At 65.4% G+C, this 14,975-nt stretch carries 14 protein-coding genes; 5 read left to right on the top strand and 9 right to left on the bottom strand.

Features of this window, described 5'->3' with window-relative positions; all coding sequences use genetic code 11:
- Positions 1 to 53: 53 nt before the first annotated feature.
- The 5 genes from hutU to PSELUDRAFT_RS05365 all read right to left on the bottom strand — a co-directional run bounded on the left by hutU (position 54) and on the right by PSELUDRAFT_RS05365 (position 5,787).
- Entirely contained in the window at positions 54 to 1,742 is a 1,689-nt protein-coding gene (hutU, locus tag PSELUDRAFT_RS05345; protein ID WP_088965862.1) for a urocanate hydratase, read from the bottom strand.
- An 88-nt stretch (positions 1,743 to 1,830) separates the two neighbouring features.
- Entirely contained in the window at positions 1,831 to 2,763 is a 933-nt protein-coding gene (gene hutG, locus PSELUDRAFT_RS05350; RefSeq protein WP_164497420.1) for a formimidoylglutamase, read from the bottom strand.
- Between the two features lie 3 nt (positions 2,764 to 2,766).
- Complete coding sequence (gene hutI / locus PSELUDRAFT_RS05355; RefSeq protein ID WP_088965863.1) at positions 2,767 to 3,999, bottom strand: imidazolonepropionase; 1,233 nt, start codon at positions 3,997 to 3,999, stop codon at positions 2,767 to 2,769.
- A gap of 197 nt (positions 4,000 to 4,196) precedes the next feature.
- Complete coding sequence (hutC, locus tag PSELUDRAFT_RS05360; RefSeq protein WP_088965864.1) at positions 4,197 to 4,925, bottom strand: histidine utilization repressor; 729 nt, start codon at positions 4,923 to 4,925, stop codon at positions 4,197 to 4,199.
- A 160-nt stretch (positions 4,926 to 5,085) separates the two neighbouring features.
- A complete protein-coding gene (locus PSELUDRAFT_RS05365; protein ID WP_088965865.1) occupies positions 5,086 to 5,787 on the bottom strand; it encodes a dienelactone hydrolase family protein in 702 nt (233 codons plus the stop codon).
- Positions 5,788 to 5,999: 212 nt separating this feature from the next.
- Between PSELUDRAFT_RS05365 and PSELUDRAFT_RS05370 the strand changes: the two genes are divergently transcribed.
- Together PSELUDRAFT_RS05370 and PSELUDRAFT_RS05375 are read left to right on the top strand one after the other, a co-directional pair.
- On the top strand, positions 6,000 to 6,866 hold the full coding sequence (locus PSELUDRAFT_RS05370) for a D-hexose-6-phosphate mutarotase (protein WP_088968393.1): 867 nt from the start codon (positions 6,000 to 6,002) through the stop codon (positions 6,864 to 6,866).
- 37 nt (positions 6,867 to 6,903) lie between these two features.
- Complete coding sequence (locus PSELUDRAFT_RS05375) at positions 6,904 to 7,521, top strand: hypothetical protein (RefSeq protein ID WP_088965866.1); 618 nt, start codon at positions 6,904 to 6,906, stop codon at positions 7,519 to 7,521.
- A gap of 429 nt (positions 7,522 to 7,950) precedes the next feature.
- On the opposite strand, the gene waaA is transcribed toward PSELUDRAFT_RS05375, so the two are convergent.
- Positions 7,951 to 9,201: a lipid IV(A) 3-deoxy-D-manno-octulosonic acid transferase gene (gene waaA, locus PSELUDRAFT_RS05380; RefSeq protein WP_088965867.1), complete on the bottom strand. Its 1,251-nt coding sequence runs from the start codon at positions 9,199 to 9,201 to the stop codon at positions 7,951 to 7,953.
- Complete coding sequence (gene waaC, locus PSELUDRAFT_RS05385; RefSeq protein ID WP_088965868.1) at positions 9,198 to 10,157, bottom strand: lipopolysaccharide heptosyltransferase I; 960 nt, start codon at positions 10,155 to 10,157, stop codon at positions 9,198 to 9,200. Before waaC ends, waaA begins: the two co-directional genes overlap by 4 nt.
- A gap of 506 nt (positions 10,158 to 10,663) precedes the next feature.
- Between waaC and PSELUDRAFT_RS05390 the strand changes: the two genes are divergently transcribed.
- On the top strand, positions 10,664 to 11,443 hold the full coding sequence (locus PSELUDRAFT_RS05390) for a glycosyltransferase family 2 protein (RefSeq protein ID WP_088965869.1): 780 nt from the start codon (positions 10,664 to 10,666) through the stop codon (positions 11,441 to 11,443).
- A gap of 144 nt (positions 11,444 to 11,587) precedes the next feature.
- On the top strand, positions 11,588 to 12,586 hold the full coding sequence (locus PSELUDRAFT_RS05395) for a S66 peptidase family protein (RefSeq protein ID WP_088965870.1): 999 nt from the start codon (positions 11,588 to 11,590) through the stop codon (positions 12,584 to 12,586).
- A gap of 6 nt (positions 12,587 to 12,592) precedes the next feature.
- Here PSELUDRAFT_RS05395 and PSELUDRAFT_RS05400 read toward each other — a convergent pair whose 3' ends face one another.
- The gene (locus PSELUDRAFT_RS05400) at positions 12,593 to 13,138 is read right to left on the bottom strand and encodes a DUF1294 domain-containing protein (RefSeq protein ID WP_162291240.1); all 546 of its coding nucleotides are present in this window, start codon (positions 13,136 to 13,138) and stop codon (positions 12,593 to 12,595) included.
- A 132-nt stretch (positions 13,139 to 13,270) separates the two neighbouring features.
- The gene (locus PSELUDRAFT_RS05405) at positions 13,271 to 13,999 is read right to left on the bottom strand and encodes a 16S rRNA (uracil(1498)-N(3))-methyltransferase (protein WP_088968394.1); all 729 of its coding nucleotides are present in this window, start codon (positions 13,997 to 13,999) and stop codon (positions 13,271 to 13,273) included.
- A 167-nt stretch (positions 14,000 to 14,166) separates the two neighbouring features.
- On the opposite strand from PSELUDRAFT_RS05405, the gene PSELUDRAFT_RS05410 reads away from it, so the two are divergent.
- Positions 14,167 to 14,940 (top strand): inositol monophosphatase family protein, encoded by a 774-nt coding sequence (locus tag PSELUDRAFT_RS05410; protein WP_179947591.1) that lies wholly within the window; start codon positions 14,167 to 14,169, stop codon positions 14,938 to 14,940.
- The last annotated feature ends 35 nt before the right edge of the window (positions 14,941 to 14,975 follow it).

Here is a 14,975-nt window from a genome sequence, read left to right on the forward strand (position 1 = left end):
CGCCACAGGTGTTTCGATGCTGCGGCCAACCTTGTGGGTTGGCCGCAAGCGGATTACTTGATCATCGGCAGCTTGAGGCCGAAGCGCTTGGCAGCGGCAATGGCTTGCTCGTAGCCGGCGTCGGCATGGCGCATCACGCCGGAGCCGCAGTCGTTCACCAGCACGCGGGCCAGGCGCTCGGCGGCGGCGTCGGTGCCGTCAGCCACGATCACCATGCCGGAGTGCTGCGAGTAGCCCATGCCTACGCCGCCACCGTGGTGCAGCGATACCCAGCTGGCGCCGCCGGCGGTGTTCAGCAGCGCGTTCAGCAGCGGCCAGTCGGATACGGCGTCGGTGCCGTCCTTCATGGCTTCGGTTTCGCGGTTCGGGCTGGCTACCGAGCCGGTGTCCAGGTGGTCGCGGCCGATCACGATCGGGGCCTTCAGCTCGCCGTTCTTCACCATCTCGTTGAAGGCCAGGCCAGCCAGGTGGCGCTCGCCCAGACCCAGCCAGCAGATACGTGCCGGCAGGCCCTGGAAGCTGATGCGCTCACGCGCCATGTCCAGCCAGCGGTGGGTGTGCTTGTTGTCCGGGAACAGTTCCTTGATCTTGGCGTCGGTCTTGTAGATGTCTTCCGGGTCGCCGGACAGCGCTACCCAGCGGAACGGGCCCTTGCCTTCGCAGAACAGCGGGCGGATGTAAGCCGGTACGAAGCCCGGGAAGTCGAAGGCGTTCTGCACGCCCTTGTCGAACGCAACCTGGCGGATGTTGTTGCCGTAGTCCACGGTCGGGATGCCCATGGCCTGGAAGTCCAGCATCGCCTGTACGTGCACGGCGCAGCTCTGCGCGGCTTCGTCGGTGAGGCGGGCGTGCTGTTCCGGCTTGGTTTGCGCGGTCTTCCACTGCTCCACGGTCCAGCCGATCGGCAGGTAGCCGTTGATCAGGTCGTGGGCGGAGGTCTGGTCGGTTACCAGGTCCGGCTTGATGCCGCCGGCCTTGGCGCGCTTCACCAGCTCCGGCAGGATTTCGGCGGCGTTGCCCAGCAGGGCGATGGATACGGCTTCCTTGCGCGCGGTGTGGTACTTGATCAGTTCCAGCGCGTCGTCGATGTCCTTGGCCTGCTTGTCCACGTAGCGGGTACGCAGACGGAAGTCGATGCTGCTCTGCTGGCATTCGATGTTCAGCGAGCAGGCACCGGCCAGGGTAGCGGCCAGCGGCTGTGCGCCACCCATGCCGCCCAGGCCAGCGGTGAGGATCCACTTGCCGCTCAGGTCGTTGTTGTAGTGCTGGCGGCCGGCTTCGACGAAGGTCTCAAAAGTACCTTGCACGATGCCCTGCGAGCCGATGTAGATCCAGCTGCCGGCGGTCATCTGGCCGTACATGAACAGGCCCTTGCGGTCCAGTTCGTTGAAGTGTTCCCAGTTGCCCCACTTCGGCACCAGGTTGGAGTTGGCGATCAGCACGCGCGGGGCGTTGGCGTGGGTCTTGAACACGCCTACCGGCTTGCCGGACTGCACCAGCAGGGTTTCGTCTTCGTTCAGGTCCTTCAGCGACGCCAGGATCTGGTCGTAGCACTCCCAGTTACGCGCAGCGCGACCGATACCACCGTATACCACCAGCGCCTGCGGGTTCTCGGCAACGTCCGGGTCGAGGTTGTTCTGGATCATGCGGTAGGCCGCTTCGGCGATCCAGTTCTTGCAGTTCAGTTCGGCGCCGCGGGGGGCATGGATTACGCGGGTGGCGTCAAAACGCGGGTCAGTCATGGGAGTGCTCCTAAATGGTTTGTGCTCTGGTCAGGTGTTGTTCACTGCTGGGTCCGCACCGGCCTTCCATCCGGCTGCGGTGATACTGTCAGCGCCGCAGCTGGCGCGTGATCGACCACGCCAGCCGCGCCGCCGCCTTGGCGCCGTGGCTGTCCTGATCGAATGTCGGGTTGAATTCCACCAGGTCGGCGCCGATCAGCTTGCCGCTCCTGGCGATCTTGGACACCAGCGCTTCCACCACGCTGATATCCACGCCGTAACCGGCCGGGGCGGATACCGCCGGCATCTGTGCCGCCGGCAGTACGTCCAGGTCGATGGTGAGATAGACCACATCCACGCTGTCGACGAACTCGGCCAGCTGGTGGCGGGCATCGGCCAGCTGCCAGGCGGTCATGTCGCTGTCCAGTCGCCATTCGGCGCCGAGCTTGGCAGCGGATTCGAACAGCGCACGGGTGTTGGCGGTTTCCGCCACGCCCAGGCACAGGTAGCGGAAGTTGTTACCGCGACGGGTGCATTCGGCGGCGATCTGTGCGAACGGGGTGCCACTGGTGGCTTCTGCCGCGCTGCGCAGGTCGAAGTGGGCGTCGAAGTTGACGATGCCGATGCGCTTGCCCTGGTGGGCATTGGCCAGGCCCAGCCAGTGGCCGTAGGCGGTTTCGTGGCCGCCGCCCAGTACCAGCGGCAGGTGGCCGGCTTGCACGATGGCGGTCACTGCTGCGGCCAACCTTTGATGCGCGGCATCCAGGTCGCCGTCGTCGCAGACCACGGTGCCGGCGTCGTACAGCGGCAGCGTCGGGTGCCAGGCCAGGTTGGCCAGCGCCTTGCGCAGCGCCAGCGGGCCGGCCACGGCGCCGGTGCGGCCCTGGTTGCGGCGCACGCCTTCGTCACAGGCAAAGCCGAGAATGGCGATGCCCGGTGCCACGCCGGCCGCCAGCGGTTGTACCGCCTGGTGCCAGCGGCGGGCCAGATCGCCCTCGGCGGCGTCAATGCGCCCGGTCCACATGCTCATGTCGATAGTCATTGCTTAACCCTCGTGCTGCACCACGCCACGGAACACGCGGCGGGTCAGCGGATTGGTACCGAGGCCGTATACGATCTCGGCAGGATGTTCGATGTCCCACAGCAGCAGGTCGGCCACGCAACCGGCGGCCAGTTTGCCGTGGCTGGCACCGCGGCCCAGCGCCTGCGCGGCGTGGCGGGTGGTGCCCAGCACCGCTTCTTCCGGCGTCAGGCCGAACAGCACGCAAGCCTGGTTCATGGCCAGCCGGATGGAGGCGAACGGGCTGGTGCCCGGGTTCAGGTCGGTGGATACCGCCATGGCCACACCGGCCGCGCGCAGTTTGTCCACCGGCGGTTTCTGCGTTTCGCGCAGGAAGTAGTAAGCACCCGGCAGCAGCACTGCCACGGTGCCGGACTTGGCCAGCGCAGCCACGCCGGCATCGTCCAGGAATTCGATATGGTCGGCGGACAGGCCGCCGAACTCGGCCACCAGCTCGGCGCCGTGCAGGTTGGACAGCTGCTCCACGTGGCCTTTCACCTGCAGGCCGTGGGCGCGGGCGGTCTCGAATACCTGGCGGGTCTGCGCCGGGCTGAAGCCCACGCCTTCGCAGAACACGTCCACCGCCTCGGCCAGGTCTTCCTGCGCTGCGGCGGGGATGATCACCTCGCACACGTGGCGGATGTAGCCGTCGGCGTCGCCGGCGAATTCCGGCGGCAGCGCGTGGGCGGACAGCAACGTGGTGGAGACTTCCACCGGCAGCGCGGCTTCCAGCCGGCGTGCGGCGCGCAGCTGCTTGAGTTCGTCCACCAGGGTCAGGCCGTAGCCGGACTTCATCTCGATGGTGGTAACACCTTCCTTCATCAGCGCCTTCAGCCGCGGCAGGCTCACCAGCGCCAGCTCGTCCTCGTCCAGGCCACGGGTGGCGCGCACGGTGGAGATGATGCCGCCGCCTTCAGCCGCGATCTGCTGGTAAGGCACGCCGGTCAGGCGCTTTTCCCATTCCGCGGCGCGGTTGCCGCCGTACACCAGGTGAGTGTGGCAATCGATGAAGCCGGGGGTGATCCAGGCACCCTTCGCATCGATGATTTCGCCTTCGCCGAACGCACGCAGCGCTGCATCCTGCGGCAGCACGGCGTGGATCATGCCGTCACGCAGCCACAGTGCGTGGCCGTCCAGCGCGCCATAGGGCGCGGCAACGGCGGCGTCGCAGGTGGCGAGGCGGGCGTTGATCCACAGGGTGTCGGTGCGCTTGCTCATGGTTGTTCCGGTGTTTCGCGATTAATTGTATATACATTTAGTTGATTCCCGCGGACACGTCAAGATATTTCTTGGACCGGCAATGCAGGCCGTCAGCGCCACGCAACAGCACACGGCGAAAAAAACCCTTAAAAAACAACAGGCCACGCGTTTGCGTGGCCTGTTTTCCGTTGTTGCGTAAATGTATATACATTTTGTCAGCGCTTGCGCACCCTGGTCTGCGAACGCAGCTTGTACTTGGCGCCCGGGTGCAGCAGACGGGCGAAACTCACCAGGTGTTTGCCGGACCAGGTACGGCGCAGCACGCGCAGGCAGGGGTCGCTACCTTCCACCACCAGCAGCCGGCATTCGTCGGCCAGCGGCAATACCGCCTCCACCGTGTGCTCCACGTCGGACAACGGACAGGTGCGCATCAGGTAGGCGTTGGGGGTTTCGCGGGTGAAGTCCTGCTGCAGGTAATCCGGCGCCCACTGCGGATTCACGTAGCGCTCTTCGATCTGGATCGGGCTGTCGTCCTCGAAGTGCACGATCAGCGAGTGGAACACCGGCGCCGCTACTGCCAGCCCCAACCGCAGCGCCACTTCCTCGCTGGCGGCCTCCTGGCGCACGTAGTGCACTTCGGCGCTGTAGTGGTGGCCGCGGGTGGCGATTTCCTCGGCGATATTGTTCACGTCCAGCAACGGCGATTCCGCCTTGCGCTCGGCCACGTAGGTACCGTCGCCGGCATAGCGCAGCAGCACGCCGGCCTCGGCCAGATCGCGGATGGCCTTGTTCACCGTCATGCGCGATACGCCGAACTGCCTGGCCAGTTCCACTTCGGGCGGAATCTTGGCGCCGGGGGCGTAGCTGCGGTTCTTGATGCCGTCGAGGATGTAATCGCGGATGCGCAGATAGTGCGGCTTGGATGCGGTCTTGGGCGTGCTCATGCCGGCATTGTAAGGGAAAGTCTGTTCCAAAAGCGTGTCCACCATCTCGCGGGCAGGCGCGAGACAAGGCGAAACGGAGGGCGGGGTTTACGGCACGTTGCAGAGCATAAACAGACGCCGGGGTTGGCCGCATGCTTGCGGCCAACCCTGGCAGGCTCACTCAGCCCAGCTTGTCGGCCAGGAATTGCAGCGTGCGGCCATGTGCCAGTGCAGCGGCGCGCTGGTTGTACATCTTGGCCCGCCCCCAGCAGTTGAAGCCGTGATCGGTACCGGGGTAGTCATGGAACTGCGCATTGCTCTTGCCGGCAAACGCCTGCTTTACCTGCGCCACGATGTCCTGGGTGATGTGGGCATCCTGCTGCGCGTAGTGGAACAGAATGGGCATGCCGATCTGCCCGGCCAGGTCCAGGTGCTGGTGGATGCCGCCACCGTAGTAGCACACCGCGGCATCGGCCTGGCTCAGCGCCGCGGCGCGGAAGGCCAGTTGCCCGCCCAGGCAGTAACCCAGCGTGGCCACCTTGCCCGTTACCTGCGGCATGGCGCGCAGCGCGGCCACTGCCGCCGCCACGTCGCTGGCGGCCAGCGCGGTGTCCACCTGCTGGTAGTAGCCATAAGCCTGCTGGGTGCCGGCTTCGTCGTATGTCAGATCCACCCGCGGCGACAGCCGCCAGAACACGTCCGGCGCCAGCACCACGTAGCCGTCCTGCGCGTACTGGTCGGCCACGGCGCGGATGTGTTCGTTCACGCCCCAGATTTCCTGCACCAGCACGATGCCGGGGCCATGCCCGGCCGGCGGCAACGACAGGTAGCCGGAGAAGGTTTCACCATTGGCGGTTTGCAGATCGATCCAGCGAGAATTCACGTTGTGCTCCTGTGAAGGTTGGCCGCATGCAGACGGCACTGGCTTTGTGCCGGCAACTGCTGCATTGTAGCCGGCAACAATAGATAAAGGTGCCGGCGTCGATGGCTGAACGACGGCGCCACATAATGGTCTGAATCTGGCTGGCAGCGACAGCGCGGCCCGCTTGCACCCAGAAACGGCGCATGGCAACAGGCGCCAGCAAGGATGTCATCATGTCCCACCCAGTCCACCCCGATCTGCTCGTGCCGGGCGTACGCGCCATCGAACTGGCCCCCGGCCTGCCCGGCCTCGCCTTCAGCCACCCGGCCTTCAGCGCCACCTTGAGCCTGTACGGCGGCCAGCTGCTGGATTTCACGCCGACTGGCGGCCAGCCGCTGCTGTACCTGTCGCCGGCCAGCCGCCTGGAAGACGGCAAGGCGATTCGTGGCGGCATTCCGCTGTGCTGGCCATGGTTCGGCCCGCACCCGCAGGATGCCGGCCAGCCGCAGCATGGCGTGGCGCGCACCGCGCTGTGGACGGTCAGCGCGGTGGCACGCAGCGACGACGGGTTTCACGTGAAACTGGCCGGCCCGCGCCACGGCGCAATGGATGCCAGCCTCACCCTGCAGCTGGGCCCAGGCGTGGACATCGCACTGACCAGCCGCAACCTGGGCCAGGACAACATTACCGTCAGCGCCGCACTGCACAGCTACCTGGCGGTAAGCGATATCCGCAGCATCCAGCTGCATGGCCTGGGCGGCGCCCGCTATCACGACAAGCTCAGTGGTGATAGCGCCACCCTGCCCGCCGGCGACTGGCGCTTTGCCGCCGCCACCGATGCCGTGGTACAGCATGCCGGACCGTGCACGCTGGCCGACCCCGGCTGGCAACGGCACATCGCCATAGGCAGCAGCGGCTCGGCCAGCACCGTGGTGTGGACGCCGTGGCAGCAGGGTGCGGCCAACATGGCCGATCTGCCGGACGACGGCTGGCAACATTTCCTGTGTGTGGAAGCGGCCAACGCCGGCAGCGATGCCCGCGTGCTGGCCCCCGGCGCCAGCCACACGCTACGGCAGCAATTGCTGCTGCAGGCGCTATAATCCGCCCCTTGTACCCGCGTTTCCGAGACCTGCAGCAATGATGATGCAACCCGACCGGTTGGACCGGTTCTTTCCGATCACCTACCCCAATGGCGCCACTGTCAGCCGTTTCGCCAAACCCTGTCCGCACTGCCGGCAGTTGGTGAAGGCCAGTGCCATGGAAGGCGTGGCGATGCTGCTGCAGGACAAGGTATTCGTACTGGCCGACGGCGAATGCCCGCATTGCCAGCACCGCTTCGTGGTGAAGTGCGTGATCGACGCCTACAAGCGGGTATTGCCGGTACAGCTGCCGGTATTCCTGTACCGCCTGCTGCTGCGCTGGGGCGCACGGCGCCAGCTCAAGCTGTTCCGCCAGCAACCGGAATGGCAGCGCGCACGTCAGCTGGTGGAGGCGATGGACCCGGAACAGGTGAAGGAAGCCATCAGCCAGCTCACCAGCAGGCTGCTGAACGACAGCGAGGCGGTGGAAAAATCGACCGACATCGTGGGCCGCTTCCAGGACCAGCCCATCCACGCCTGGCTGCGCCATGATGGCCGCACGCTGGTGTTCGACCGCGCCGCCCCCGGCGCGGATGCGCAGTTCCAGCTGCAGGATGGCGAAGTGCTGTTCGATGGCCGTCTGATCTATAAGCAGGTCATGCCGGAACAGGCCTGAGCCACCATCCCTAATAACAAAACCGCCAGACATCGTGCTGGCGGTTTTGTTTTGTAAATATTGTCTTGGTGATCAAGCATGTTGCAAAACATGCGGCCAACGTTGTGAGGCGCCCAAACTGCCCCACGGGGAGCGCCGGCCAAAATGGTGTTCGCCAGGTTTTAAGACGGCAGCTGAGCCGTTTGACGTTAGCAAACGGCGAATTGCCGGCGCCTGGCGAATGCCTTTTTGGCCGGGGTTTCGCGGACCACCCTATTGAACCATCCGGCGAGCGGGGGTGGCGGGGGGCGGCGGCACGCCCCCTGGCCCGTCCGCCGGGCGGAACCGGCGACTTCAATCATCATCCGCGCAGCGGATACAAAACCAAACCCGGTAAATGTTGGACTTCGCTACGTGGGCAGACGGAACGCCCGCTTTGCGGGCTTCCACCTACACCTGGCTGCTGATCAGCTGCAGCATGCGCTGGCTGGCGCCGCGATGCTGCGCGGTAAACGCCAACCCGGCGTCCCGCATCCGCTGGCGCGCCGCGTCATCCTGCAGCAGTTCCAGCGCTACCGACACCAGCGTGCCGGCATCCCTTACCTGGCGCGCGGCGCCTGCTGCCAGCGCCAGGCTGGCTGCCTCGGCAAAGTTGAAGGTGGACGGGCCGATCAACACCGGCAGGCCGACGCTGGCCGGCTCGATCAGGTTCTGCGAACCGTAATCCAGCAGCGAACCGCCGACAAAGGCCACATCGGCAGCGACATAGTAGGCGAACAGCTCGCCCATGCTATCGCCCAGCCACAGCTGGGTGCCGGCGGCCACCGGCTGCTCGTCGCTGCGGCGCTGCACGGTAAAGCCCATGCTTGCGGCCAACATGGCCACCGTGTCGAAACGTTCCGGATGGCGCGGCACGATCAGCAGCAGCGCATCGCCACGCGGTGCTGCCTGCCAGGCCTGCAGGATCAGTTCTTCTTCGCCGTCGCGGGTGCTGGCGCACACCCATACCGGGCGGCTGCCAATGCGCTGGCGAAAGCGCTGCCCCAGCGCCAGCTGGTCCGCCGGCGGGGTGAAATCGTACTTGCTGTTGCCACAGACACTGACCTTGGCCGCACCCAGCTGCCGCAGCCGTTCGGCATCGGCTTCGCTCTGCGCCGCCACCGCGGTGAGCGCGCGCATCGCCGGGCGGATCAAGGGCCCGATGCGGCGGTAGCCGCGCAGCGATTTTTCCGACAGCCGCGCGTTCACCAGGAACAGCGGCACGCCGGCGGCGCGGCAGGCGTGCAGCAGATTCGGCCACAGCTCGGTTTCCATCAGCACGCCGAAGCGGGGCCGCAGCGCGGCGATGAAGCGGCGCATATTGCCGGCACTGTCGTACGGCAGATAGCGGATCTCGGCGTCCGGGTACAGCTCCAGCGCGGCGGCGCGGCCGGTGGGCGTCATCTGGGTGATGACAAAACGGGCAGCCGGGTACTGCTGGCGCAGCAGCTTCACCAGCGGTAGTGCGGCACGGGTTTCACCCACCGATACCGCGTGCAGCCAGATCACCTCGCGGCCATCGCCACGCGGCAGGTCGCGGGCAAAACGTTCGTCCCAATGCTGCAGATAGGCCGGCGCCTGGCGCGCGCGTTTCTTCAGATAGCGTTTCACCAGCGGCGTGAGCAGCGGCCACAGCGTGCTGTACAGCAGCCGCGCGATCATGCCGCGCCCCGGCAACGCGCCAGCAGCGCCAGCACCTCGTCCACCGGCGGAATCACCCCGGCCTCACCGATGTTGACCGCACGCGCGGTTTCCACCACGCCGGTCAGTGCCGGGTCGGTATCGGTGTAGATCGCCACCAGCGGTATATCCAGTGCATTGGCCAGGTGGGTAAGGCCGGTATCCACCCCTACCACCGCCGCCGCGTGGCCGAGCATGGCGGCGGCCTCCTGCAGCCGCATGCGCGGTGCCATCACGGCGCCGGGAATGGCTGCGGCCAACCTTTGTGCGCGCTGTTGTTCGCTGGCATTGCCCCACGGAATCACCGTGGCCAGGCCCTGTGCCTGCAATTCATGCGCCAGCGCCACCCAGTGCGCCTCCGGCCACAGCTTGCTGTCGCGGCTGGTGGCGTGCAGCAGCACCCAGTACGGCGCGGCCGGCAGCCAGGCGGGGCGCTCGCCGGCACGGATGCCGAATACCGGCGGGCCACTGAATTCATAGCCCAGCGCCGCAGCGAACAGCCGGCGGTTGCGTTCGATGGCCGACAGCTGGCGGCTTACCGGGTAGCAATGCTGATAAAACCGGCTGGCCAGCGGCTCGCGGATGCTGGCGGCGTCATAGCCGGCCAGCGGGCCGTTGGCGAGCTTGCCGGGCAAGGCGCTTTTCAGCAGCCCCTGCGCATCCAGCACCAGATCCCAGCGCGTGCCGGCCAGCGCCTGGCGCAATTCGCCCATCTCGCGCCAGCTGCGCCGCTGCAGCAGGGTTTTGCGCCAGCGCCGCCAGGCGATGGGAATGGTGCGCACCACCAGCGGATGCAGACCCGGGATATCCACAAACGCTTCTTCCGCCAGCCAGCTCACCTGCATGTCGGGGCGGGCACGGGCCAGATCGGACAGCGCCGGAAAGGTGTGGATCAGGTCTCCCATCGAAGAAGTACGCAATAACAGGAGATTTTGCATGCGCGGGATTGTACGAGCGGGCCTGTGGTTAACCAAGTAAAATCGCCCGGCACCGTTTGTGGATAAGCGCTTGTGGATAAGGACGGCCGGATTTGTCCACAACTGGTCACGAGGCTGCCGGTAGTAGTAATCCAACGGCCATCAACAGACTAAGTTACTGTCAGGTCAATGTTTTTGACTGTTATCCACATTTTTTGCCGCCTTTATCTTTATCTTCAATATAAATACGGGAAAACAGGGAACAACAGGATGAGCAGCAGACTGTGCCGGCAAAAACAGTACTGCACAGCCCCGGTGGAACAGTGTGGCGTCAGCCTGTGGAAAACACGGCGCTGCAGAATATCGCCAGAATTATCCACAACTGCTGCACCGCTGATCCTGCCTGGCAACCACATGCTGGCAAAGCACATAAACAGCTGAAAATATTCAGGAAAACAGGCTTATCCACAGCAAGGCTGTACCTTCATCTGCCCTCTTCTTTTTAAAAATTGGACATCTTAGAAACCATGTCTGAACCGCTAAGCGTGGTACTGATCACCAAAAACGCTGCTGCATTACTGGAAAAATGTCTGCAAAGCTGTGCCTTTGCCGACGAGATCGTGGTGGTGGATTCCGGCAGCAGCGACAACACCACTGCGATAGCTTCTGCCTATAAGGCCCGAGTTATCCACCAGGACTGGCTGGGATTCGGCCCGCAGAAGCAGTTTGCGGTCAGCCAGGCCAGCCATGACTGGGTGCTGTGCCTGGATGCCGACGAGTGGCTGTCGGAAAAACTGGTTAGTGAAATCAATGGCTTGCTGAACAATCCACAGCAGCTGGCTGCCTGCGGCGCCTGGCGCTTCGCGCGCAGCAACAAATTCATGGGGCGCTTCCTGAAATTCGGCGAGGGCTATCCTGATTACAGCCTGCGATTGTTTGATCGCCGCCGCGCCCGCTGGTCGGACGACCTGGTGCATGAATACGTGCACAGCCAGGGAGAAGTCGGCACCTTGCGTGGCGACCTGATGCACGAATCCGGCGAGGACATCGCGCTCTATCTTGGCAAGCAGAACCGTTACACCACGCTGCAGGCGGAAACGCTGTATCAGCGCGGCAAGAAAGTGGGCGTGGGCAAGCTGCTGTTCAGCCCGCTGCTGCGCTTCGTGAAGTTCTACCTGCTGCGGCAGGGCTTTCGCGATGGTCTGCCGGGGCTGGTGCACATCAGCATCGGCTGCTTCAACAGCTATATCAAATACGCCAAGCTGATCGAACTGCACCGGCTGGCCGCACAGGCAAAACCGCGCTGAATCGGCAGACGGCTGTGGATAAGCGGCGCTGACCAGCTATCCACAGCCTTGCTGGCTGGCAAGCGGCGACATGGCAGCGGCAGTGTTTTTTGCGGGTACTGCCGGCAGTGGCCCTTGCGGCCAACCTTATCCACAGGAGGCGTCATGCAGATACGTTTCCCTGCGCCCTTGCAGCCCGGCGACCGTATCGCGGTGTGCGCGGTGTCCTCCGGCGTGCCCGAGGTGATGCAGGGCGGGCTGGATGCCGCCCTGCACTGCCTGCGCGCAGCCGGTTACCAGGTGCTGGAAGGCGCTACCCTGCGCCGGCAGCGACAGGATGCCAGCGGCAGCGTTGCCGAGCGGCTGGCGGATCTGCAGCGCTTCCTGTACGACCCGGACATCCGCGCCATCCTGCCGCCCTGGGGTGGCGAGCTGGCGATACAGCTGCTGTCCGGCATCGACTTTGCCCGCCTGGCGACGCTGCCGCCGAAATGGCTGTGCGGTTTTTCCGATGTTTCCACCCTGGCGGTGCCGCTGACGCTGCTGTCTGGCTGGGCCACGCTGCACGCGCCCAATCTGTTCGACCTGGGAGATACCGAGCGGCAGCAGGAGCAGCAGGCGCTGTGGCATAGCTGGCAATACGGTTTGCCGCCGCAGCAAGCGGCCTTCCCGCGCTTCTGGCCGTTTGGCGACCCCGGGGTAAGCCGCGACAGCGGCGTGCGCGTGCTGGGCGGCGGCAGCGCCGTAATGGAGGGCAGGCTGGTGGGAGGCTGTCTGGATGTACTGTCGCGACTGGTGGGCACCCGCTATTTCGATCTGCGCGCTTTCAAGCGCCAGCCGGCCATCCTGTATCTGGAAAACTGCGAACTGGCGCCGTGCGAGCTGGCGCGCGCGCTGACCGGCATGCGCCTGGCCGGGGTGTTCGATGATCTGGCCGGGCTGGTGTTGGGCCGCAGCGGCGCGGTGGAACCCGCTGGCAGCGATGCGCTGCATTACCACGATGCGGTGCGGCAGACGCTGGACGGGCTGGGCTGCCCGGTGGTGGTGGATGCCGATATCGGCCATGTGCCGCCGCAGTGGTGCCTGCTCAACGGCGCCTGGGCGCGCTTGCAGGCCGGGGACGGGCAGGCACTGCTGACGCAGACGCTGCCCGGGGCTGTATAGCGGCGCTCAGCCGCCTACGCCGCTGTGCAGCCAGACCAGCAGGCCAAGGTTGGCCGCAATGCTGCCGCGGTACCAGAACTGGAACGCCAGCTTGCTGCTCTTGTGGCGCAGCCGCCGTTGCGCCAGCCAGGCTCCGGGCCAGCCGCCGAGCAGCGACAGCAGGTGCAGGGTGCTTTCGCGGGTACGCCAGCGCCGCAGCTGGGCAGCGCGCTTGTCGCGGGCGTACACGACATAGGTGAGCAGGCTGAAGAACAGGTAGAGGCCGGCCACGCCGACCGGCACGTAGTGCAGCAGGATGGCGCCGGCCAGCAGCACGGCGAACAGCAGCAGCGGAACAGCGCTGCTGCGCGGCCGGCGCACCGGCAGCGCCGGCCGGGTGCTGAGGCGGTGACGGACGCTCAGCTGGCGTATGGCGTGGGCGTTCAGGCGCCCTTGTGGATCACGACTCACGTTGTAGCTCAACAGATCGCCATTGCGTGGCGGGTGGTGCAGGCGCTGGAAGTCAGGCTGATGGACCAGGGCCGGTTCGCCGCCGCCATTGGGCGTAACCATGCCGAAGCCGCGCTGTGGCTGCCAGTTGTGCAATCTGCCCTGAAAACGCATTTGTAAATCCCCCAATGGCTGATGGGGGTATTTTCTATACATTCGTCATTTATGACAAATGTTTTGAAGCGCCAGTGTGCTTCACACGCTGTAGTCGCCCCACACCGTCTGCATGGCACCCACCGCCGCCAGTGCCGCGGTCTCGGTGCGCAGGATGCGCGGGCCCAGCTTCAGCGGCGTGCAGCCGGCGGCAATCGCTGCGGCTTCCTCGCCGGCGGACAGTCCGCCTTCCGGCCCGGCCAGCAGCCAGGCCGCGTCGGGCTGGCTGGCGATATCGGCCAGCCGCCGCGTGCCCAGTGGCGACAGCAGCAGATGGGCAGCGGCCGGCGGCAATGCGGCCAACCATTGCTTGAGGGTGAGAATGGGCAATACCTGCGGAATGACATTGCGCCCGCTCTGCTCGCAGGCGGCAATCACGATTTCCTGCCAGCGCTGCACGCGCTTGTCGGCGCGATCGCCGGCCAGCTTGACGATGCTGCGCTCGGTAGCCAGCGGCTGGAAGGCGCTGACGCCCATTTCCACCCCCTTCTGCAGGGTGAATTCCATGCGGTCGCCGCTGGAGATAGCCTGTGCCAGCCCCAGCCATACCGGCGATTCGCGGCTGACATCGTCAAAAGCGGTGATGGCGCAGCTGGCCTCGCGCTTGGCAATGCTGCCAAGCACCGCCTGCCACTCGCCGCCGCGGCCGTTGAACAGGGTGATGGCATCGCCTTCACGCAGGCGCAGTACCTGGATATGACGCACTACACTGTCAGGGAGCGCGTACTGTTCTGCCGTGGTCAACACAGCGTCGATGAAAAACCTTGGCATTGCGTGTTGCCCGTAACTGTCGATGGCGGTATTTTGCGTGTTTTGCTGCAGTTGCAACAACCATGGCGTGCAGCAAGGTCCGCACCCGGGCCGTCAGCGCTGCCGCGGCTATCCGCCGCGGCACCACACCACCACAGCGGGAGAAGGCTTTGCAGGTAGTCGATGAGGTGATCAAGGTCGTACGCGCGGTAGCCCGAAGCGAGGTGATGCCGCGGTTCCTGCGCGTGGGCAAGACGCGCAAGGAGGACGGCTCGCTGTTTACCGAAGCGGATCTCGCCTGCCAGAGCGCCCTGCAGCAACAGCTGCCGCGCATCCTGCCGCACCCGGTGCTGGGCGAGGAAATGACCATCGAGGAACAGGACGCACTATGGGCGGCCAACCCGGATGGCCTGTGGGTGGTGGACCCGATCGACGGCACCACCAACTTCGTCAACGGCCTGCCTTACTTCGCCATTTCCGTGGCGCTGATGATCAATGGCCGCAGCGAGTTGGGGGTGATCTACAACCCGGTATCCGACGAAATGTTCTACGCCCGCCGCGGCCACGGCGCCTTTCTCAATGGCCAGCGCCTGCCGCTGAAATCCATGGCCAACAGCATGGGCGACGCCATTGCCGCGGTGGAAATCAAATACCTGCGTTCCGGCAAGCTGGCCGCGCGCATGGGCAGCGTGGCGCCGTTCGGCAGCCAGCGCAGCATGGGCTCCAGCACCCTGGACTGGTGCTTCCTGGCCGCCGGCCGCTATGACCTGTACCTGCATGGCGGGCAGCGGCTGTGGGACTACGCCGCCGGCGCGGTGATCCTGGAAGAAGCCGGCGGGCGCATCGCCAGCCTCAACACCGACGATTACTGGGCGGACACGGTGTGGAAACGTTCCGCCATTGCCGCGCTGGATACCGCGCTGTTTGCGCAGTGGCACCGCTGGGTGCGCGCCAACCAGTAGCGCTGGTGCTGTCTTGTGACCACGGCCAGGCGCTT

This window comes from Vogesella sp. LIG4, from assembly GCF_900090205.1.
GTDB lineage: Bacteria > Pseudomonadota > Gammaproteobacteria > Burkholderiales > Chromobacteriaceae > Vogesella.

What these genes read in the sequence shown, in the direction of transcription:
- hutU (WP_088965862.1), bottom strand. Translation starts at nt 1,742, where the DNA reads ATGACTGACCCGCGTTTTGACGCCACCCGCGTAATCCATGCCCCCCGC.
- hutG (WP_164497420.1), bottom strand. Translation starts at nt 2,763, where the DNA reads ATGACTATCGACATGAGCATGTGGACCGGGCGCATTGACGCCGCCGAG.
- hutI (WP_088965863.1), bottom strand. Translation starts at nt 3,999, where the DNA reads ATGAGCAAGCGCACCGACACCCTGTGGATCAACGCCCGCCTCGCCACC.
- hutC (WP_088965864.1), bottom strand. Translation starts at nt 4,925, where the DNA reads ATGAGCACGCCCAAGACCGCATCCAAGCCGCACTATCTGCGCATCCGC.
- PSELUDRAFT_RS05370 (WP_088968393.1), top strand. Translation starts at nt 6,000, where the DNA reads ATGTCCCACCCAGTCCACCCCGATCTGCTCGTGCCGGGCGTACGCGCC.
- PSELUDRAFT_RS05375 (WP_088965866.1), top strand. Translation starts at nt 6,904, where the DNA reads ATGATGATGCAACCCGACCGGTTGGACCGGTTCTTTCCGATCACCTAC.
- waaA (WP_088965867.1), bottom strand. Translation starts at nt 9,201, where the DNA reads ATGATCGCGCGGCTGCTGTACAGCACGCTGTGGCCGCTGCTCACGCCG.
- waaC (WP_088965868.1), bottom strand. Translation starts at nt 10,157, where the DNA reads ATGCAAAATCTCCTGTTATTGCGTACTTCTTCGATGGGAGACCTGATC.
- PSELUDRAFT_RS05390 (WP_088965869.1), top strand. Translation starts at nt 10,664, where the DNA reads ATGTCTGAACCGCTAAGCGTGGTACTGATCACCAAAAACGCTGCTGCA.
- PSELUDRAFT_RS05395 (WP_088965870.1), top strand. Translation starts at nt 11,588, where the DNA reads ATGCAGATACGTTTCCCTGCGCCCTTGCAGCCCGGCGACCGTATCGCG.
- PSELUDRAFT_RS05400 (WP_162291240.1), bottom strand. Translation starts at nt 13,138, where the DNA reads ATGGTTACGCCCAATGGCGGCGGCGAACCGGCCCTGGTCCATCAGCCT.
- PSELUDRAFT_RS05405 (WP_088968394.1), bottom strand. Translation starts at nt 13,999, where the DNA reads ATGCCAAGGTTTTTCATCGACGCTGTGTTGACCACGGCAGAACAGTAC.